This is a genomic window from Streptomyces sp. NPDC005262 (assembly GCF_042872425.1).
Classification (GTDB): Bacteria; Actinomycetota; Actinomycetes; order Streptomycetales; family Streptomycetaceae; genus Streptomyces.
This window is the reverse complement of the sequence record NZ_JBIAKK010000007.1, coordinates 129,677-150,183: the sequence shown is the minus strand read 5'-3', so window position 1 is coordinate 150,183 and position 20,507 is coordinate 129,677. Positions and strand designations below refer to the sequence as shown.

Below are 20,507 nucleotides of genomic sequence, written 5' to 3'. Positions count from 1 at the left end.
CACCTATCCTGGAAGCGTCGGACAGCGCGGTCCGCACTCTGCTTTCCCGGGGCCCGTGCCGGCCGCCGGCCCCGGATCCGGTGCTCAACCACTGCAAGGAGCCGCACACTGTGAGCAGTGCCGACCAGACACCCGCCGCCAACGCCGAGCTGCGCGCCGACATCCGCCGCCTCGGCGACCTGCTGGGCGAGACCCTCGTACGCCAGGAGGGCCAGGAACTCCTCGACCTCGTCGAGCGTGTCCGCGCCCTGACCCGTACCGACGGCGAGGCCGCCGCCGAACTCCTCGGCGACACCGACCTGGAGACCGCCGCACAGCTCGTGCGCGCCTTCTCCACCTACTTCCACCTGGCCAACGTGACCGAGCAGGTCCACCGCGCCCACGAGATGCGCGACCGGCGCGCCGCGGAGGGCGGGCTGCTGGCCCGTACCGCCGACCGGCTGAAGGACGCGGACCCCGAGCACCTGCGCGAGACCGTCAAGAACCTCAACGTACGGCCCGTCTTCACCGCACACCCCACCGAGGCCGCGCGGCGCTCCGTACTGAACAAGCTCCGCCGCATCGCCGAACTGCTCGACACCCCCGTCATCGAGGCCGACCGGCGCCGCCACGACCTGCGGCTCGCCGAGAACATCGACCTCATCTGGCAGACCGACGAACTGCGCGTGGTCCGCCCCGAGCCGGCCGACGAGGCCCGCAACGCCATCTACTACCTCGACGAACTGCACGCCAACGCCGTCGGGGACGTACTCGAGGACCTCGCGGCCGAGCTGGAGCGCGTCGGCGTCGAGCTGCCCGCCGGAACCCGCCCGCTGACCTTCGGCACCTGGATCGGCGGCGACCGCGACGGCAACCCCAACGTGACGCCCGCCGTCACCTGGGACGTGCTGATCCTCCAGCACGAACACGGCATCACCGACGCACTGGAACTCGTCGACTACCTGCGCGGTCAGCTCTCCAACTCCATCCGCTACACCGGCGCCACCGACGAGCTGCTGACGTCCCTGCAGGCCGACCTGGAACGCCTCCCCGAGATCAGCCCGCGCTACAAGCGGCTGAACGCCGAGGAGCCGTACCGCCTCAAGGCCACCTGCATCCGGCAGAAGCTCGTCAACACCCGCGAGCGCCTCGCCGGCGGCACCCCGCACCGCCCCGGCTGCGACTACCTCGGCACCGCCGAACTCCTCGCCGACCTGGAACTCATCCAGACCTCCCTGCGCGAACACCGCTGCGGCCTCTTCGCCGACGGCCGGATGAACCGCACCATCCGCACCCTCGCCGCCTTCGGCCTGCAGCTCGCCACCATGGACGTACGCGAACACGCCGACGCCCACCACCACACCCTCGGACAGCTCTTCGACCGGCTCGGCGAGGAATCCTGGCGCTACGCCGACATGCCGCGCGACTACCGGCAGAAGCTCCTCGCCAAGGAACTCCGCTCACGCCGCCCGCTCGCCCCGACCCCCGCCCCGCTGGACGCCGCGGGCGAGAAGACCCTCGGCGTCTTCCACACCATCAAGGAAGCCTTCGAACGCTTCGGCCCCGAAGTCATCGAGTCGTACATCATCTCGATGTGCCAGGGCGCCGACGACGTCTTCGCCGCCGCCGTGCTCGCCCGCGAGGCCGGACTGCTCGACCTGCACGGCGGCTGGGCCAAGATCGGCATCGTGCCGCTCCTGGAGACCACCGACGAGCTGCGCGCCGCCGACGTGATCCTCGACGAAATGCTCGCCGACCCGTCCTACCGGCGGCTCGTCTCCCTCCGCGGCGACGTCCAGGAGGTCATGCTCGGATACTCCGACTCCTCCAAGTTCGGCGGCATCACCACCTCCCAGTGGGAGATCCACCGCGCGCAGCGCCGGCTCCGCGACGTCGCCCACCGCTACGGCGTACGGCTGCGGCTCTTCCACGGCCGCGGCGGCACCGTCGGCCGCGGCGGCGGCCCCTCGCACGACGCGATCCTCGCGCAGCCGTGGGGCACGCTGGAGGGCGAGATCAAGGTGACCGAACAGGGCGAGGTCATCTCCGACAAGTACCTCATCCCCGCGCTCGCCCGGGAGAACCTGGAGCTGACCGTCGCGGCCACCCTCCAGGCGTCCGCGCTGCACACCGCGCCCCGCCAGTCCGACGAGGCCCTCGCACGCTGGGACGCGGCGATGGACACCGTCTCCGACGCCGCGCACGACGCGTACCGCAAGCTGGTCGAGGACCCCGACCTGCCCGCGTACTTCTTCGCATCCACCCCCGTCGACCAGCTCGCCGAACTCCACCTCGGCTCGCGCCCCTCGCGCCGCCCGGACTCCGGCGCCGGACTCGACGGCCTGCGGGCCATCCCGTGGGTCTTCGGCTGGACCCAGTCCCGGCAGATCGTGCCCGGCTGGTACGGCGTCGGCTCCGGGCTCAAGGCACTGCGCGAAGCCGGCCTGGACACCGTTCTGGAAGAGATGCACGAGCAGTGGCACTTCTTCCGGAACTTCATCTCGAACGTGGAGATGACGCTCGCCAAGACCGACCTGCGGATCGCCCGCCACTACGTCGACACACTCGTCCCCGACGAGCTGAAGCACGTCTTCGCCGGCATCGAGGCCGAGCACGCACTCACGGTCAAGGAAGTCCTGAAGGTCACCGGCGGGACCGAACTGCTCGGCACCAGCCCGGTGCTCCAGCAGACCTTCGCCATCCGCGACGCCTACCTGGACCCGATCTCCTACCTCCAGGTCTCGCTCCTGGCCCGCCAGCGCGCGGCCGCAGAGCGCGGCGAGGAAGCCGACCCGCTGCTCGCCCGGGCCCTGCTGCTCACCGTGAACGGTGTCGCCGCGGGCCTTCGCAACACCGGCTGACCCGCCGGGCAGTGCGCGGGCGCGGTTCTGTCACAGGGCGATGAAAGTCGCCACCAGCAGAGCCGCGCCCGCGATCCCGGTGGACCAGGCGATCCGGGTCAGCCGCAGACCACCACCGATGACCAGGGCAGCCAGCAGCAGCGCACCGCCCAGCGGTGTCCAGGCATGCAGAAAACCCGGAAGCCCCGTGCGTACGACCACGTCCGTGCCGGGCTTCACGACGACCGGGAACCTGTCGCCCTTCCGCACCGCGACGGACTTCTCCGCCGTCACGCGCGGGCGGGCGGTGGCACCGTCGGCCGGAGCGAACGGACCCGTACAGACATCGGCACCGCAGCCGGTGACGGTCATCGTGCCGTGCTCACGGCCCTTGGCGAGGACGATGTGCTGCGCCGAGTCCCAGGACGACACGACGCCCGCGACGAGCAGCAGCAGCGCGATACAGCCCATGGCTGCGCTGCGGCCGTACAGGACGGCGCGGTGGGAGGGGCTCCGCTTCATGGGGAGCGATCCTTGGCCAAGCGAACGCTTTCGGTCAACTCTGAGTCAGCCCATGGCCAGAAAAGACCCCGAATTGCACGGCTAACTCACGAGTTGTACGCGCTCTGCGCGCGCTCCAACCCCTCCGCGAGCAGGCACTCCACCGAATCCGCCGCCCGGTCCACCAGATACCCGAGCTCCTTGCGCTCGGTGGACGAGAAGTCCTTCAGCACAAAATCCGCAACCTGCATCCGGCCCGGCGGCCGGCCGATCCCGAACCTGATCCGGTGATAGTCGGAGCCCATCGACTTCGTCATCGACTTCAGCCCGTTGTGCCCGTTGTCGCCGCCACCCAGCTTCAGCCGCAGCATCCCGTAATCGATGTCCAGCTCGTCATGGATCGCCACGACGTGGTCGGTCGGCACCTTGTAGAAGTCGCGCAGCGCCGCCACAGGGCCACCGGAAAGATTCATGTACGACATCGGCTTGGCCAGGATCACGCGGCGGTTCGCCGGTCCGGGCGAGCCGATGCGGCCCTCGACGACCTGCGCCTGGGCCTTCTGCGCCCGCTTGAACTTCCCTCCGATCCGCTCCGCGAGAAGGTCGGCGACCATGAAACCGACATTGTGCCGGTTCGCCGCGTACTCAGGACCGGGATTGCCGAGGCCCACGATGAGCCAGGGGTCGGTGGCTTCGGACATCTGCGCTCGGTCTCCTTCGCGTACGGATGGTTCCGGATGGCCCGGATACAGGCGGACGGGGCGGCGGGTCCCCGAAGAAGGAACCGCCGCCCCGTCAGTGAAGCAGGTGAAGCGTGGAGGGCGAGGCTCAGGCCTCGGTGCCCTCGGCCGCCTCGGCCGTCTCGGCAGCCGGCTCCTCGGCCTGCGCGGCGACGACCTGCAGCACGACAGCGTCCTCGTCGCCGGCCAGCACGGAGCCGGAGGGCAGCGGGATGTCCTTGGCGAGGATGGAGTCACCGGCGTCGAGGCCCGCGATGGAGACCGTGACGGACTCCGGGATGTGGGTGGCCTCGGCCTCGACGAGCAGGGTGTTCTGCACGTACTCGAGCAGGTTGCCGCCCGGGGCCAGCTCGCCCTCGACGTGCACGGCGACCTCGACGTTGACCTTCTCGCCGCGCTTGACGGTCAGCAGGTCGACGTGCTCGATGTCACCCTTGAGCGGGTTGCGCTGCACGGCCTTCGGGATGACCAGCGTGTCCTTGCCCTCGATCTCCAGGCCGATCAGGACGTTGGCGGTACGGAGCGCAAGGAGCAGCTCGTGGGCCGGCAGCGTGACGTGGACCGGCTCGGCGCCGTGGCCGTAGACGACCGCGGGGACCTGGTTGTCACGACGGGCGCGACGAGCGGCACCCTTGCCGAACTCGGAACGGGGCTGGGTGGCGAGCTTGATCTCGGCCATGACTGCACTCCTCGTGGGGTGACGAAAACTGGAAGGTCACCCGGCCCACGACAGGCCTGCTACGAAGAGCGCGTCGATAACGGACCGCCGTACCCATGAGTACGGCCTCCCTCGCCGAGCAACTCGCTGAGTCTACCCGGCGGGGAGGCCGCACCCAAAGTGGATCTTTTCCGCGGTGCTGCTTACTGCTCCTCGAAGAGGCTCGTGACCGAACCGTCCTCGAAGACCTCACGCACCGCACGCGCGATCGTCGGCGCGATCGAGAGCACCGTGATCTTGTCGAGCTCCAGCTCACCCGGGGTCGGCAGCGTGTCCGTGAAGACGAACTCGCTGACCTTGGAGTTCTTCAGCCGGTCCGCAGCCGGGCCGGAGAGCACACCGTGCGTCGCCGTCACTATGACGTCCTCGGCCCCGTGCGCGAACAGCGCGTCGGCAGCGGCACAGATGGTGCCACCGGTGTCGATCATGTCGTCGACCAGGACGCAGACCCGGCCCTTGACGTTACCGACGACCTCGTGGACCGTCACCTGGTTCGCGACGTCCTTGTCACGGCGCTTGTGGACAATCGCCAGCGGGGCGTCCAGACGGTCGCACCAACGGTCGGCGACCCGCACACGGCCGGCGTCCGGGGAGACGATCGTCAGCTTCGTCCGGTCGACCTTGGCACCGACGTAGTCGGCGAGGATCGGCAGCGCGAAGAGGTGGTCGACCGGGCCGTCGAAGAAGCCCTGGATCTGGTCGGTGTGCAGGTCGACGGTGAGGATACGGTCGGCACCCGCCGTCTTCATCAGATCGGCGACCAAACGGGCCGAGATCGGCTCGCGGCCACGGTGCTTCTTGTCCTGACGGGCATAACCGTAGAACGGCACGATCACCGTGATCGAACGGGCCGACGCGCGCTTCAGCGCGTCCAGCATGATCAGCTGCTCCATGATCCACTTGTTGATCGGAGCCGTGTGGCTCTGGATCAGGAAGCAGTCGGCGCCGCGTGCGGACTCCTGGAAGCGGACATAGATCTCACCGTTGGCGAAATCGAAGGCCTTCGTCGGCACGAGGCCGACACCCAGTTGGTGCGCAACCTCCTCGGCCAGCTCGGGGTGGGCGCGGCCGGAGAAGAGCATCAGTTTCTTCTCGCCGGTCGTCTTGATCCCGGTCACAGCACAGTCTCCTCAGACGTGTTCCTGGCGCTGCACGCTTGTGTCCGATGTGCAACGAGCCAGCCGAAATGGGGTGAGCATCTATCACGGTACGCCGTGCGCGGCGCACCCGTTTCCGGTCAGCTTTCGCTGTCGGTCTCCTGCGCAGCGGCCTGAGCCGCCTGTGCGGCAGCGCTGCCCGGACGCTTACGGGCCACCCAACCCGCGATATTCCTTTGCTGACCGCGGGCGACGGCCAGCGAACCGGGCGGCACATCCTTGGTGATCACCGAGCCGGCGGCGGTGTACACACCGTCCCCGATCGTGACGGGTGCCACAAACATATTGTCCGAACCGGTCCGGCAATGTGAGCCGATCGTCGTGTGGTGCTTCGCCACACCGTCGTAGTTCACGAAGACGCTCGCGGCACCGATGTTCGTGTGATCGCCGATCGTCGCGTCGCCGACATAGCTCAGGTGCGGCACCTTCGTGCCTTCGCCGATCGTGGCGTTCTTCATCTCCACGTACGTACCGGCCTTGGCCTTCGCGCCGAGGTTGGTGCCGGGGCGCAGATACGCGTACGGGCCGACCGTCGAGCCCGGGCCGATCTCCGCCCGGTCCGCGACCGAGTTGTCGACGCGCGCGCCCGCGTGGACGGTGGTGTCCGTCAGTCGGGTGTTCGGGCCGACCTCGGCGTCCTCGGCGAGGTGCGTGGTACCGAGCAGCTGAGTACCGGGGTGCACGATCGCGTCCGGCTCGTACGTCACCGTCGCGTCGATCACCGTCGTCGCCGGGTCCACGACGGTCACGCCGGCCAGCATCGCCCGCTCCAGCAGCCGCTGGTTCAGCAGGGCGCGGGCCTGGGCCAGCTGCACCCGGTTGTTGATCCCGAGGATCTCGCGGTGGTCGGCCGCGACCGAGGCGCCGACGCGGTGCCCGGCCTCGCGCAGGATCGACAGCACATCGGTGAGGTACTCCTCGCCCTGGCTGTTGTCGGTACGGACCTTGCCGAGGGCGTCCGCGAGCAGCCGCCCGTCGAAGGCGAAGACGCCGGAGTTGATCTCACGGATCGAACGCTGGTCGTCGGTGGCGTCCTTGTGCTCGACGATCTCGGTGACCGCCCCGCTGGCAGCATCCCGGACGATCCGGCCGTAGCCCGTGGCGTCCGGGACCTCGGCCGTCAGCACGGTGACGGCGTTGCCGTCGGCCGTGTGGGTGGCGGCGAGCGCGGTGAGCGTCTGACCGGAGAGCAGCGGCGTATCGCCGCAGACGACGATCACGGTGCCCTCGACGGCGCCGCCGAGCTCTTCGAGACCGACGCGCACGGCGTGGCCGGTGCCGCCCTGGACGGCCTGGTAGGCGGTTCGCACCTGGCTGTCGACGGTGGCGAGATGCGCGGTGACCTGCTCGCTGGCATGACCCACGACCACGACGAGGTGCTCGGGGGTCAGCTCGCGGGCGGCGGTGACGACATGTCCGACGAGCGAGCGCCCGGAGATCTCGTGCAGAACCTTGGGAGTCTTCGACTTCATGCGGGTGCCCTCACCCGCTGCGAGGACGACGACGGCTGCCGGGCTGTTGACGCTCACAGATATGCCCTTCGGCTTCGGGTGGTGGACATCCGCAGGATACCGGGGGCGTACGGGGTGGACATGAGTGCGGGCCCTGACCGTGATGGTCAGGGCCCGTTCGTCAAGGCTCCCCCGCCAGGACTCGAACCCGGACAAATAGCACCAAAAGCTACTGTGCTGCCAATTACACCACGGGGGAATAAAGCCAGCTAATCAGACATTCCCGTCCGACTGCTGGTACGGCACGCCAACACTATGCCGTACCAAGCCCCTTCCATGCGACGGTAGAGGTCGGCGCTCTTGGATACGTAGATGACCAGGCAGCCTCGGTAGCTCTCTGCGGTGTTCTTCCGGGTCGTCCTCGGGTTGTGTTTCTTCAGGGTCGTCTTCTTGAGTGCGGAAACGGGGATCCCTGCCAACTCCGCCCAGAAGCGCTCTGCTCCGGCAATGTCCGCCGACTCATGGATGCTCACCCGCATGCGCATGCGGTCCCGCGTGACTCCCAGCAGCTCGAGCCACCGCAGGTGCAGCTTGATCACGTTCGGATCGCTGTTGATGAACTGGAGACACTCTCGTCGGCTGTACGTCTTGTCCTTGGAGCCTTCGGCCCAGTAGAGGGTCACGCCGACAAGGAAGAGTTCCCGGTCCGACAGTTCACCCACGGCGTCGCGTGCGAGGAGTTTGGCTTCCGCCCGCTCCTTCTCCCGTGAGGCGCGCAGGTCGGCCAGGCCGGCGTTCATGAGGGCAAGGTGTTCCGTGGGTGTGTAGTGAGGCTCCGGCTTCGGCAGATCCCGCACCCACAGCGAGATCGAACTCTTCGAGCACCCCAGTTCCACCTGTATCCGGTCGTACGTCAGGCCCTGGCGCCTCAGCTCCCGGGCCTTCTCACGCAGGTCGTCCTTGGCGTTGGGGCGCTTCGTCCACTCCGGGGCGGGCTCGCCCTCCAGGAGGCGGTTGAGGATGTCGTTGTTGTCCACGGACAGCCGGTCGCGGATCTGGCGGCGGCTCAAGCCGTCGCGCCGCAGGGTGATCGCCTGCTTCCGGAGGCCTTCGAAGTCGGTGTATTTGCTGGTGATTTCCGTCACGGGTCAAGCGTTGTCCGGAATGCGGACGTCCGACTCGAAAGAGTGGCCGATTCGCTATTTCGGGCGATCGTCCATCATTTCGGCCCTGTTCGAACGAGGGGCGTGCTGTCCAGGTCGCCCGAAAATGAGATGCGTCCGCCCGTAGGCTGGATGCCATGACCGCAACGGGGGAACACCGGGAAGGCGCGGGATCGACCACTCGCGGCTATTGGTGGTGGGAACGACGGCGCAGTGTCGCGCTGGACGTGGTGCTGGCGCTCCTGTCCGCGCTGGAGTGCGCGTTGGAGGGGGTCGAGTTCGCGGGGGACGCCGGGCTGCCGGTGCCGCTCGGGGTCGTCTTCGGGCTGTTCGCGGGCTCCGTGCTGGTGGTGCGGCGGCGCTGGCCGATCGCCGTGGTGCTGGTCTCGATCGCGACGACGCCCGCCGAGATGGGCTTCCTGATGGGCCTGGTGGGCCTCTACACGCTGGCCGCGTCCGACGTACCGCGCAGGATCACCGCGGTGCTGATGGGGATGTCTCTGGTGGGGACGTTCATCGTCACCTATGTGCGGCTGCGGCAGAGCGTTTCGGTGCACGCGGGGGACTTCGGTCCCGGCGACTGGTACGTGCCGGTGCTGTCCCTCTTCATGTCGCTGGGGCTGACTGCCCCGCCTGTGCTGTTCGGCCTTTACATAGGGGCGCGCCGCCGGTTGATGGAGAGCTTGCGGGAGCGGGCGGACTCGCTGGAGCGGGAGCTGTCGCTGCTTGCCGACCGGGCGGAGGAGCGGGCCGAGTGGGCGCGTACGGAGGAGCGGACCCGGATCGCCCGGGAGATGCATGACGTGGTCGCGCACCGGGTCAGTCTGATGGTGGTGCATGCCGCGGCTCTGCAGGCCGTCGCTCCGAAGGATCCGGCGAAGGCGGTACGGAACGCGGCGTTGGTCGGTGACATGGGCCGGCAGGCGCTGACCGAGCTGCGGGAGATGCTGGGCGTGCTGCGTACGGGTGATCCGATGACGGCCCGGGTCGCGAGGGTTCCGCTGGCCGCGGTGGGCGAGGCGGCGGCCGCGGCTGCTGCGGCGGCTGCGGAGGACGGGCCTCGGCTGCATGAGGTGGAGGCGCTGGTCGGGCAGTCCCGGGCGGCCGGGATGACGGTGGAGCTGTCGGTGGACGGTGAGGCGCGTCCGTATGCCCCCGAGGTGGAACAGACGGCGTACCGGGTGGTGCAGGAGGCCCTGACGAATGTCCACAAGCATGCGGCGGGTGCGAAGACGTGGGTGCGGTTGGCGCACCGCGGTTCGGAGGTCGCGATGCAGGTGGAGAACGGGCCGACGGACGGGGTGACGGCGGACGCGGGGTTGCCGAGCGGTGGCAACGGTCTGGTGGGGATGCGGGAGCGGGTGCTCGGTCTGGGGGGCGTGTTCGTGTCGGGCCCGACGGATGCGGGGGGCTTCCGGGTTTCGGCGGTGCTGCCGGCCCAGCGCGCCGTGTGACTTGGCCGGCTCGGCTCCTGAGGGCCGTTCCCGGTCGCAGGGCGGGGCCGAGCGTGCGGGAGTCGCTCAGCCCGAAGTCAGCCGCTCCGGCTGGATTCCCGCGATGAGCATGGCCAGCGCCTGGTCGATGCTCGCGCCGAGGTACCAGTCCCCGGTGTGGTCGATGCTGTACACCCGTCCTTCGGTGTCGATCGCGAGGACGGCCTGCCCGTTGTCTTCCTCGCCGAGTGGGCTGACCTCGGTTTCCAGTGCCCGCCCCAGGTCTCCGAGTGTGCGGGCCAGGTGGAGTCCGCTCAGTGGGTCGATGCGCACGGATGCGGGTGCGATCTGCCGGCCCGGCGCGGACGCGGTGATGTGCAGTCCGCCGAATTCCGCCCATGCCTCGACGGCTGCCGGGAAGACCGCGTGCTGATGTCCGGCGGGTGAGGTGTGGGCGCGCAGTGCGTCGGCCCATTCTTCCGCCTGCCGGATGTCCCAGCGGCCCGGTTGCCAGCCCGCGGAGCGCAGGGCGGCATCGACGGCGACGGGGAAGCGGGGGGTGGCGGTGCGGTCCGCCTGGGCCGTTCGGTCGGTCTGTCCGGGAAGGCCGGGAACGGGGTGGTCGTCGGTTCGGTCGTGCATCGGCGCGCGGTCAGCCCTTCTCGGCGGTGGTCGCCGCGCTGGTGGTGGTGAGGTCGACGGGTCGTACGCCGAAATGGGCGAGCATCGCCGTGCAGGAGCGGCAGGGCGGTGCGTAACTGCCGTGCATGGGGTCGCCGTCCTCGCGGATCCGCCGTGCGGTGAGCCGTGAGTGTTTCAGTGCGCGCCGGGCCTCGCTGCTGGTCAGCGGCTTGCGCTGGGCTCGTTTGGATCGGTCGGCCTCGGCGGCGGTGAGTTGGCGGGAGAGCAGTATCGCTTCGGGGCAGCGGCCGGTGAAGCGTTCGCGCTGGCCGCTGGTGAGGGTGTCGAGGAAGTCCTGTACCAGTGGGTGCAGTACGGGTGGCTGGTCGCCCTTGCCGGCTGTGCAGGTGAGTGTCTCGCCGCGGACGGACAGCGCTGCGGCCACGGCCGGCAGGATGCCGTCGCGGCGGTGGAGCAGGCGAGGTGTGCGGCTGGTCTCGGTGCTGCTCCAGCTGAGGCGTGGATCCCCGGATGTGACTGTTTGTGCTGTGTGCATGGTGCGAATGTCCCTCCCGTGCAATCCCCCGAGTTGCGGTGACAGCCTGCCAAATGTGCCAGGTGGTGGGGAAGCTGGGTCGGTGAAACGTGTCTGCGTGTCGCGGAAGGTGGCCTGACCGACGCTCGTCCGTCACTCAGTTGTGACGGTTCGTGATCGAAGCGGAGGGTGAAGCGGAGGTGAAGTGGAGTGGCGAGACCGCCTGTTGCGTCACCGCATAGGCTGTGCCTGGACCGCCTTCATGGGCAGGTCGGTCCTCATCAGACAGACGCAGCAGGGGGCAACCGCCATGACGACAGGTCGGCTCGGGCAGCAAGCCGCGCCACCGAACGCGGCCTACGCCGGGCAGGTCGTGCACTTCCCGGATCCGGTCCGGGCGTCCCGCCACCCCAGGGGTGTGCGCGTGGACGAGAACGGCTGTCCGGTATTCACGCCGTACGCACGGGCCGCCGCCGAGATCGCGGAGCCTCCGCAGGGCTTCGGCGTCGATGAGCTGCGGCTCACCGACTATGTCTCGGCGAACGCGGCGTTGGCGGCGACCGGCCATGAGCTGTGGGACACGATTCCGGCGGTTGCCACTCCGCACGGCTGGACCTGGCACCACGTGCCGGGCGGCCGCCGGATGGAGCTCGTCCCGGTCGAGGTCAAGGCGCTGCTGAGGCACCACGGTGGTCTGGCCACCACTCCGGTCGACCAGAACAAGCGGGGCACGCGTCCGCTGCAGGAGACCCGGCCCGCGCATTTCCGGCTCCCGAAGGGGGAGGTGGCGGTCGGTGAGCAGCAGATCCTGGGCGTCGAGGAGGACCTCGGTTACCGGCTGCCGGGCGCGTACCGCTCGTTCCTGAAGGCGGCGGGTGGTTCGGCCCCGGTGGGTGCGGCGCTCGACGCGGAGCTGGGTCTCCTGGTCGACCAGCCGTTCTTCACGGTGCGCGAGGAGGCCGCCGTGAACGATCTGGTGTACGTCAACAAGTGCCTGCGGGACCATCTCACCAAGGACTACCTGGGCGTCGGCTTCGTCCAGGGCGGCATCCTCGCGGTGAAGGTCCGGGGCGACGGTGTCGGCTCGGTCTGGTTCTGCGCGTACGACGATGCCAGGGACCGGGACGGGTGGAGTGTGCAGGAGCGCGTGGACCGGCTGCTGCTGCCGTGCGGTGCGGACTTCGACGCCTTTCTGCAGCGGCTGGCGGGCAATCCACCGGAGCTGGAGACCGTGGCGAACCTGATGGTGGACGGCGGCTTCGCGTACGCCGTCCCGGTGGAGGGGTGAGCGCGATGGTGACCTTCGCGCAGGCGCAGGAGCGCGCGGAAGAGTGGGTCAACGGTGAGGTGCCCGCGTATCAGCATCGTGAGGTGCGGGTCCGCGAGTTCGAGCTGGGCTTCGTGGTGTGGGCCGAGGACCGTGCGGAGGGTCCGGTCTCGGACGGCGGCCGTCAGCGGCTGGTGATCGCCCGGGACAGCGGTGAGGCCACGCTGTGGCCCGCGCTGCCGGTGGGTGAGGTGATCCGGCGGTACGAGGAGGAGTACGGCGCACTCGACACGGCCCCGGCCGCTCCGGAGCCGCCGCAGCGTATCGATCTGAACCAGACGTCGTTCCTGCTGAGTCCCCCGGAGTGGCTTCAGGAGGCGGCGGACAAGCTCGGGATTCCGGACCGGCGGGCGGAGCGGTCCGGGGACGCGCTCCCTGCTTCTCCCTCCGTTCCTTCCCCCTTTCCTTCTTCCGCTGCTCCTGAGGCCGTTGGCGGGCCCGGGCTGCCGTCCGGCGGGACGCCGTGGTCCGGTGCCGGGGCGCAGGCCGCGTACGAGCCCACCGCTCAGGACGGTGTTCCGGCCGCTGCGCCGAATGTGCCGACGGGGGCCGCCCCGTGGGCCGGTACCGACACGAACGCGGATTCCGACGACGGTGCGGTCGCGCTGCCGGCCACCGTGTTCTCGCCGCCGCTGTCGGGTGCCGATGACGACGGCACCCCGCCGCCGGCGGTGTCGGCGGATGCGCCGACCGCGCTGATGTCCGGTGGCAGCGGGTTGCCGCGGACGGCGGTCGCTCCGGGGTTGAATCCGCAGGGGCCGGGCGCGCCCGGCCCTGGAGCTCCGGTTCCTGGTGGTCCGGGGAGCGGTGACATCGCGGACGCGGCCACCAGTAAGGCCGTGATGCCTCCGCGCGGTGCGCGCGGAGGCGGTTCGACGACTCCGCCGCCGCCCGGCGCACCCGGTACGCCGGGTGTGAGGCCGGGTGCGCCGGTGCCGCCGCCGTCTGGCCCGGGTACGCCCGGCGTTCCGGCGGGCGGTTACCTGCCGACGCAGCTCGTCCCGCAGGCCGGCCCGCCCGGTGCGCCGCAGCCTCCCGGTCCGCCTGGTCCCCCTGCGCCTCCCGGTCCTCCTGGTTCGACGACGCCGCCCGGTGGCGGTTTCGACCACGCCGCGACCATGCTGGCCGACCCGAGCGGCATGGGTGGCCCCGGTGCGCCTCGGCCGCCCGGCCCGCCCGGTGCGCCGCAGCCGCCTGGTCCGCCCGCGCCTCCCGGTCCTCCCGGTCCGCCTGGTTCGACGCCGCCGCCCGGTGGCGGGGTGCATCAGGCCGAGACGATGTTCGCCGACCCGAGCGGCACGGGCGGCCCGACCGCGCCTCGGCCGCCGGGGCCGCCCGGTGCGCCTGGCACGCCTGGTGTGCCGCAGCCGCCTGGTCCGCCCGCGCCTCCCGGTCCTCCTGGTTCGACGCCGCCGCCCGGTGGCGGTGCACACCACGCCGCCACGATGCTCGCGGGCCCCGGCCAGGCCGGGCCGTCCGCTCCGCAGCAGCCCGGTCCGCCCGGAGCTCCCGGTATGCCGCCGGGTGGGGCCCCCGGTCCCGTACCGCCGAATCCGCACACCCCGCCGCCCCCGGCGTACGGCTATCCGCAGGCGCCGGCCGGTCAGCCGACCGTCGGCCCCGGCTACCAGGCGGTCCTGCGCTTCCGTGCGCCCGATGGCAGCGAGCAGCAGCTGATCCGCCGCTCGGCGCCCGGCACCCCGCACCCCGAGTGGCAGATGCTGCACGAGCTGCGGGCCATGAACGTGCCGCCGCAGCAGGTCATCGAGCTGCACACCGAGCTGGAGTCGTGCGAGCTGCCCGGTGGTTACTGCGCGCGCATGATCCGGGAGACCTGGCCGCAGGTGCGGATCACCAGCGTCGCCCCGTACGGCACCGATCACGCCAGCCGTCAGCAGGGCATGCAGCATCTGCTCACGCACCAGGGCGAGTTGCACCAGGTCGCGGACGGTCCGGCGCGTCCGGCTCCGGTACGAGCCCCGCTGCCGCAGATACCGCCCGCGATGCCGATCCCGCCGGAGGCCGTCGCGGAGGAGCTGCTGCAGTCCTTCGGACCGCAGGGCGTGCTCCGTTTCGACCAGCGCGCGGTGTCCCGGCAGGGGGTGCCCGAGGTCGTGGCGCGGACGCTGGTGTGGGCGGGACTGCCGGCCGATTTCGGGCCGTTCTTCTGGGCGCAGCCGGGTCAGCCGGTGGTGCCGACGCTGGCTGAGCTGGCCGCGCAGCGGCAGGTGCAGCCGGCTGCCGACGCGGGGGCGTACCTCGTCATGGGGTCCGACTTCGGGCGGGCGATCTGTGTCCAGTACGGCACGGCGAACATCGTCGCCGTGCCGGTCGAGGCCGGTCCGGGCGGGCAGCCGGTGCCCCCGCAGTTCGTGAACACCGGGCTGCCGGAGTTCACCCGTTCGATGGCACTCCTGGGCCGGATGTGGCGGCTCCGCTTCGGCCTCAATCCGGAGCAGGCGGGCCGCTGGACGGTCGACTTCCAGGCGCAGCTGGTGGCGCTGGACCCGGCGGCGCTGGCGTCGCCGGAGAGCTGGTGGTCGGTGCTGCTCGAGCAGATGTGGGACGGGCTGATCTGACCTGATCCGATCTGCCGCGTACGAGGCGCCCGGACTCCGACAGGGGTCCGGGCGCCTCTGCGTCTGCGATCGACCGTCTTGTGACACCCGTCGCTTCCGTCCGAAAAGTACCGAAACGATTCCGACTTCTCTGCCAATTGCCGCATCCTTGACGTATTGCTTGGTGTCCGGAGAGTCGGAGAAAGGCTTCAGATGAGTGCTGCACCGGTGTCCGCGCACGGCTTCGTCGTGATGCGCGGGCGTGGCTACCGCCCGGAGCAGGTGGACGGGACGGTGACCGCCCTGTCGGCGGAGCGGGACGAGGCCTGGGAGCTGCTGGCCCGGCTGACCGCGCTGGCCGAGGAGCTGGAGGCCGAGTCCGCCCGGCTTGCCGAGGTCGTCGCCACGCTCGCCCCGCAGACGTACGTCTCGCTCGGCGAGCGGGCGCAGGAGATGCTGGCGCTCGCCGGGGCGGAGGCGGAGGCCGTGCGCGGTGCCGCGCTGGAGGAGGCGCAGGCGCTGCGGGACGCGGCGGACGCGGCGGCCCGCGCGTTCCGCAGCACGGCCCGCGCGGACTCCGAGGCCATGCGGGCGGCCGCCGGGGCGCACGCCGACGAGACGGTGTCCACGGCGCAGCGGAGCGCCGACGACACGCTTGCCGCGGCTCTCAAGGACGCCGGAGAGGTACGTGACGCGGCGCTGGCCGCGGTGGCCGAGACGCGCCGTCGCACGGCGGCCGTGCTGGCGAACCAGGAGCAGGAGCACACCGAGCGGTGGAAGGCGGCCGAGCGGGAGCTGGCCGAGGCCGAAGCGGCGCAGGCCGCGCACCACGATGCGCTGACCGAGCAGGCGGAGAACCGCCTGGCCGAGGCGCGGCGGGCGCTGGCCGAGGAGGAGGAGGCTGCGCGGCACGGCCAGGAGGACGCGGAGGCGCAGGCCGCGGAGCTGATCGCGGCGGCGCGGGTGCGCGAGGAGCGGTTGGTCCGGGAGACGGAGCGGATCCTGCGGGAGCACGAGGAGGGCCGCGAGGAGGTCCAGGCGCACATGGCGCACGTACGGAACTCGCTCGCGGCTCTCACCGGGCGTGGGGCTACGGCGGAGGGCTGAGCCTCGCGGGGCCGGGCGTCGCGGGACCGGGCGGCAACGGGCGCATAGGTGGTCCGTGCCCTTGAGCGGGTGCGGGCCGGTCCTACCTCGCCCGGCGCGCCGTTGCCGGGGGTGCGCCCGCCAGGATCCACGACTCCTCGGCCTCGTACAGCCTGCGTTCCTCGGCGGCCGTGCGCCCGCCGAGCACCGTTCCCAGCCAGCCCGCCAGGAAACCGACCGGGATCGACACGAGCCCGGTCGTGGTGAACGGGAACCAGTTGAAGTCGCGTCCGGGGAAGACCGACCCGGGCGAGCCCGAGACCAGATTGCTGCCGGTGATCAGCACCAGTACGGCAACGGTGCCGCCGATGAGGGTGCACAGCAGCCCCATGCGGGTGAAGCGCCGCCAGAACATGCTGTAGACGAGCGCCGGGGCCAGCGCCGACGCGCCGATGCAGAAGGAGAGCGTCACCAGCGCCTGGACGTTCCAGTGCCGGGCCAGCACGGCGAGCGTGATGGCGACCAGGCCGACACCGACCGCGGCAGCCTGCGCCGTACCCATCTCGATGCGGTCCTCGACCGGCTCCTTGCCGCGGTCGCGGATCCCGCGCAGCCCGTGCGCGAACAGGTCGTGGGCGAGAGAGTTCGCGCAGGCCAGGATCATTCCGGCGACCGAGGCGAGCAGCGTCAGGAAGATGGCTGTCGTCATCAGGGTGACAACCAGCGCACCGAGCTCGCCGCTGCCCGCGACCGCGCCGCTGACCTGCAGGATCGAACCGTTTCCTTGCGCTCCGGCGGCCACGATGAGGTTGTGGCCGACCAGTGCCGCCGCACCGAAGCCGATCACGGTGAGCAGCAGACAGAGACCCACGACCACCGAGACCGCCCAGGACAGTGAGCGGCGGACGGCCTGTGCGCTGCGGGCGCTCGACATGCGCATGGTGATGTGCGGCAGGCAGGCGGCGCCGAGCACCACGGTCAGCTGGGAGCTGACCATGTCGAGCCCGCTGCCGCCGAACTGCAGGCCGGAGCGGAGATATGCCGCCCCGGCGCCGCTGCCCTGCTGGGCGGCTGCGAGCAGGGCGTCGCTGGACCAGTCGAAGCGGTTCATGACGAGTGCGGAGATGGTGAGGCAGGCGGCCACGAGGACGACCGTCTTGACGATCTGGATCAGGGCGGTGCCCTTCATCCCGCCGATCGCCGCGTAGCTGATCATCACGATGCCGAGGACGATGATCGAGCCGGTACGGAATCCGGAGCTGTCGAAGCCGAGGATGAACGCGAGCAGATCGCCACTGCCTGCCAGCTGGACGACCATCATCGGGACGAGCGCGGTCAGGGTGACCCCGCAGGCGGCGATGCGGACCTTACGGCCGGGCGCGCGGCGGGTGAGCATGTCGCCCATGGTGAACCGCCCTGCGTTGCGCAGCGGTTCGGCCAGCAGGAACATCAGCAGGACCAGGGAGAGAGCGGTGCTCAGGGCGAGGACGAGCCCGTCGTAGCCGGTGAGGGCGATGACTCCGGTGGTGCCGAGAAGCGTTGCGGCGGAGAGGTAGTCGCCGGCGATGGCGAGGCCGTTGCGTACCGGGGAGAGCGAGCGGTAGCCGGTGTAGAACTCGTCGAGGTCGTCGCGGTCCGGGCCGGTCATCACGCAGAGCAGCAGGGTGACGGTGGCCACGGCGATGAACGCCACGAGGGACATCGTCTGGGCGGACTCGTCGAATCCGTTCATCGGGTCCCTCCTGTTCTGCGGAGTTCGGCGGCGAGCGGGTCGACCGTGCGCCGGGCGGTCCGCTCGTAGAGGGCGATCGCGAGCAGGGTCACCGGGAGTTGGCACAGGCCGAGTGCGAGGCCGGTGGTGAGGCCGCCGCCGAGGGGGTGGGTCATCAGCCCCGGGGCGAAGCCGGACAGCAGGAGGAAGAGCGTGAAGAAGCCGAGTGCGGTCAGCGTCGCCCCGCGCCGCAGGATGCGGTAGGCGCCGCGCAGCCGGCGCAGGTCGCTGTGGTGGCCGGGTGCGGGGACGGGCGTGGTGGGCGGGCTCGGCCAGCGGGGCGTGGCCGCGGGTGTGGAGCTCTGCCAGGGGAGGAGGAACGCGGGGTCGTTCGGAGGTTCGTACCGGGGCCGGTGGGTCGGCTGCGGCCGTTGGTGGCGGGGCCGGTACGGGGGACGGTGCGGCGGTTGGGGAGGCTGGCGCTCAGGGGAGGGCTGTGCAGGTTCGTACGACATCTGGATGCTGCTCCTTGCACGGCTTCGGGCCCGGGGACGGGCTGCAAGGGAGAGGCGCGGGTGCGCTGCTGGATGCGCGTACGTTACTCGTGAGTAAAGCGGCTGGGGAGGGGTTGGTCCGAACTACCTACGGTAACCCTTCAGTTGTCCAGTCCTCTGTCGGTTCCTGGGGTCTCCAGGACCCGGTTTCCGGTATCGCCACCGGACTCCTCGGCGCCCTCCGTGAGGATCGGGAAACGGCGTGGCGCAACGAAGACCAGCACCAGCAGAGCCACCGCCGCGGCCGCCGCGGCCCCGAGGTAGACCTGGTCGACGGCCGCGTCGACGGCCCGCCGCAGGTAGTCCGCCCCGGCGGCGGAGAGCGCACCCGGGTCGTCCAGTGCGTGCGAGATCGCATCCAGGTCGCCGGGCAGCCCGGGGACGGGTGCACGGGCGAGCCGGGACGCGAGTACGCCGTTGGCGACGGCCCCGAAGAGTGCGGCGCCCAGACTCTGGCCGACCTGACGGCAGAAGAGCACGGAGGCGGTCGTCGTACCGCGTTCGGACCAGCCGACTGTCGACTGGACCCCCACGATCAACGGGAGCTGGAACAACCCCAGCGCCGCACCCAGCAGCAGCATGATCAGGGCCGGCTGCCACGGCTCACCGGGATACGGCAGCAGCGGGAAGGACAGCAGGATCAGCAGGGCGCCGCTCATGCCGATGATCGCGGTGCGGCGGAAGCCGATGCGGTTGTAGACCCGGTTGGACAGGGCCGCCGACACCGGCCAGCTCAGCGTCATCACGGAGAGCACGAAACCGGCGGCGATCGGCCCGAGGCCGAGGACCGACTGGGCGTACGTCGGCAGGAAGACGGTCGGGGCGACCATCAGCAGCCCCATCGCACCCAGGGCAAGATTGACCGAGGCGATGGTCCGCCGCCGCCACACCCAGCCGGGGATGATCGGGTCGGCGGCGCGTCGCTCGATGACGACGGTCAGAGCGGCCAGAACGGCGCTCGCGCCCAGCAGGCCGAGCGACGGCGCCGACAGCCAGGGCCAGGCGACGCCGCCCTGCACGAGCGCGGTCAGCAGCAGGGCGCCGGTCACGAAGACGGCGAGGGCGCCCGCCCAGTCGACGCGGAGCCGGGATGCGCCCGCGGTGCGGCGGGCTCGGAACGGTTCCTGGAGGTGGCGTACGACCAGCCAGAGCGCGAGCGCACCGATCGGCAGATTGATCAGGAAGATCCAGCGCCAGTCGGCGTAGGACGCGAGCAGGCCGCCGACCACCGGCCCCGCGACGGCGGACGTGGCCCAGACGGTGGACAGCCTGGCCTGGATCCTCGGGCGTTCCTTGAGCGGGTAGAGGTCGGCGGCAATGGTCTGCACCGTGCCCTGCAGCGCGCCGCCGCCGAGCCCCTGGACGACGCGGAAGGCGATCAGGGCGGCCATGTTCCAGGCTGCGGCGCAGAGGACCGATCCGGCGAGGAAGGGGATGATGCCGGCGATCAGCACCGGCTTGCGGCCGAAGGTGTCGGAGAGCTTGCCGTAGACCGGGAGGGTGACCGTCACGGCCAGCAGATAGCCGGAGAAGAGCCAGGAGAAGACGGCGAACCCGCCGAGATCGCCGACGATCTGGGGGACCGCGGTGGAGACGATGGTGCCGTCGATCGCGGTCAGGGCCATGCCGAGCATCAGCGCGGCCACGACGCGGCCACGGCCGTGGTGTGCGGTGGGGGAGGGTGCGGGGGCCGGTCCGGACCCGGTCATCGCTTCGGTACCGCCGCCCGCGCCGCTCACAAAGATCCCTTCCCTATGCACGTACTTTCCCGGGGACACTGTCTCACCCGCTGCCGTGCCAGGACACCGGAACGGGCATGGCTGCCCGGCACCGCCCAGAGGTGGAGCCCCCTGAGATCCGGCTCCACCCATGGGCGGAGACCCCTAGGGGTAGCTCCTTACATCCGGCCAGGGGCGGTTCCTCCCGGCGGAGGACGTGGTGGAGGGCCCCCGTTCCTTAGCGTGTTCTTACACCGCGATTGCGGCTGACCGCAGGGGGCGGGGTGGGGAAAACCCCACCCGAAGACTGCGCTGGGCACCAGCGCGCCGACAGCCGTCAGGCCCCAGACTCAGTACGTACACAACAACGCACTCAGTACGTACACCACGACGTCCAGGTATCGACCGACATAGG

The 20,507-nt window shown here is 70.6% G+C and carries 16 protein-coding genes and 1 tRNA gene; 5 read left to right on the top strand and 12 right to left on the bottom strand.

Features of this window, described 5'->3' with window-relative positions; all coding sequences use genetic code 11:
• Window positions 1-110 precede the first annotated feature (110 nt).
• Window positions 111-2,840, top strand: coding sequence for a phosphoenolpyruvate carboxylase (gene ppc, locus ACFYP5_RS19620; RefSeq protein ID WP_389037372.1), 2,730 nt, complete (start codon window positions 111-113; stop codon window positions 2,838-2,840).
• A gap of 30 nt (window positions 2,841-2,870) precedes the next feature.
• Here ppc and ACFYP5_RS19615 read toward each other — a convergent pair whose 3' ends face one another.
• The 7 genes from ACFYP5_RS19615 to ACFYP5_RS19585 all read right to left on the bottom strand — a co-directional run bounded on the left by ACFYP5_RS19615 (window position 2,871) and on the right by ACFYP5_RS19585 (window position 8,531).
• On the bottom strand, window positions 2,871-3,341 hold the full coding sequence (locus tag ACFYP5_RS19615) for a hypothetical protein (protein ID WP_389037369.1): 471 nt from the start codon (window positions 3,339-3,341) through the stop codon (window positions 2,871-2,873).
• Window positions 3,342-3,427: 86 nt separating this feature from the next.
• A complete protein-coding gene (gene pth / locus ACFYP5_RS19610) occupies window positions 3,428-4,021 on the bottom strand; it encodes an aminoacyl-tRNA hydrolase (protein ID WP_389037366.1) in 594 nt (197 codons plus the stop codon).
• Window positions 4,022-4,148: 127 nt separating this feature from the next.
• Window positions 4,149-4,739, bottom strand: coding sequence for a 50S ribosomal protein L25/general stress protein Ctc (locus ACFYP5_RS19605; protein ID WP_389037363.1), 591 nt, complete (start codon window positions 4,737-4,739; stop codon window positions 4,149-4,151).
• Window positions 4,740-4,921: 182 nt separating this feature from the next.
• Entirely contained in the window at window positions 4,922-5,896 is a 975-nt protein-coding gene (locus ACFYP5_RS19600; protein ID WP_030926792.1) for a ribose-phosphate diphosphokinase, read from the bottom strand.
• 119 nt (window positions 5,897-6,015) lie between these two features.
• Complete coding sequence (gene glmU / locus ACFYP5_RS19595; RefSeq protein WP_389037359.1) at window positions 6,016-7,464, bottom strand: bifunctional UDP-N-acetylglucosamine diphosphorylase/glucosamine-1-phosphate N-acetyltransferase GlmU; 1,449 nt, start codon at window positions 7,462-7,464, stop codon at window positions 6,016-6,018.
• 109 nt (window positions 7,465-7,573) lie between these two features.
• Window positions 7,574-7,645 (bottom strand) — tRNA-Gln (locus ACFYP5_RS19590).
• A 10-nt stretch (window positions 7,646-7,655) separates the two neighbouring features.
• A complete protein-coding gene (locus ACFYP5_RS19585; RefSeq protein WP_389037356.1) occupies window positions 7,656-8,531 on the bottom strand; it encodes a hypothetical protein in 876 nt (291 codons plus the stop codon).
• Between the two features lie 155 nt (window positions 8,532-8,686).
• On the opposite strand from ACFYP5_RS19585, the gene ACFYP5_RS19580 reads away from it, so the two are divergent.
• On the top strand, window positions 8,687-10,003 hold the full coding sequence (locus tag ACFYP5_RS19580; protein WP_389037353.1) for a sensor histidine kinase: 1,317 nt from the start codon (window positions 8,687-8,689) through the stop codon (window positions 10,001-10,003).
• A 66-nt stretch (window positions 10,004-10,069) separates the two neighbouring features.
• Here the strand turns inward: ACFYP5_RS19580 and ACFYP5_RS19575 are convergent, their stop codons facing one another.
• The gene (locus tag ACFYP5_RS19575; protein ID WP_389037350.1) at window positions 10,070-10,624 is read right to left on the bottom strand and encodes an SUKH-3 domain-containing protein; all 555 of its coding nucleotides are present in this window, start codon (window positions 10,622-10,624) and stop codon (window positions 10,070-10,072) included.
• Window positions 10,625-10,634: 10 nt separating this feature from the next.
• On the bottom strand, window positions 10,635-11,159 hold the full coding sequence (locus ACFYP5_RS19570; protein WP_389037347.1) for a YwqJ-related putative deaminase: 525 nt from the start codon (window positions 11,157-11,159) through the stop codon (window positions 10,635-10,637).
• Between the two features lie 289 nt (window positions 11,160-11,448).
• Between ACFYP5_RS19570 and ACFYP5_RS19565 the strand changes: the two genes are divergently transcribed.
• The 3 genes from ACFYP5_RS19565 (at window position 11,449) to ACFYP5_RS19555 (ending at window position 16,130) form a co-directional block, all read left to right on the top strand.
• The gene (locus tag ACFYP5_RS19565; RefSeq protein ID WP_389037344.1) at window positions 11,449-12,426 is read left to right on the top strand and encodes an SMI1/KNR4 family protein; all 978 of its coding nucleotides are present in this window, start codon (window positions 11,449-11,451) and stop codon (window positions 12,424-12,426) included.
• Between the two features lie 5 nt (window positions 12,427-12,431).
• Window positions 12,432-15,044 carry an SUKH-4 family immunity protein gene (locus ACFYP5_RS19560; RefSeq protein ID WP_389037341.1) on the top strand — a complete coding sequence of 871 codons (2,613 nt, stop codon included), beginning with the start codon at window positions 12,432-12,434 and terminating at the stop codon, window positions 15,042-15,044.
• A 192-nt stretch (window positions 15,045-15,236) separates the two neighbouring features.
• On the top strand, window positions 15,237-16,130 hold the full coding sequence (locus ACFYP5_RS19555; RefSeq protein ID WP_389037338.1) for a cellulose-binding protein: 894 nt from the start codon (window positions 15,237-15,239) through the stop codon (window positions 16,128-16,130).
• Between the two features lie 82 nt (window positions 16,131-16,212).
• Here the strand turns inward: ACFYP5_RS19555 and ACFYP5_RS19550 are convergent, their stop codons facing one another.
• The 3 genes from ACFYP5_RS19550 to ACFYP5_RS19540 form a co-directional block, all read right to left on the bottom strand.
• Complete coding sequence (locus tag ACFYP5_RS19550) at window positions 16,213-17,841, bottom strand: cation acetate symporter (RefSeq protein WP_389037335.1); 1,629 nt, start codon at window positions 17,839-17,841, stop codon at window positions 16,213-16,215.
• Entirely contained in the window at window positions 17,838-18,335 is a 498-nt protein-coding gene (locus ACFYP5_RS19545; RefSeq protein ID WP_389037333.1) for a DUF485 domain-containing protein, read from the bottom strand. Before ACFYP5_RS19545 ends, ACFYP5_RS19550 begins: the two co-directional genes overlap by 4 nt.
• Window positions 18,336-18,475: 140 nt before the next feature.
• Window positions 18,476-20,083 (bottom strand): MFS transporter, encoded by a 1,608-nt coding sequence (locus tag ACFYP5_RS19540; protein WP_389037902.1) that lies wholly within the window; start codon window positions 20,081-20,083, stop codon window positions 18,476-18,478.
• Window positions 20,084-20,507: the final 424 nt, after the last annotated feature.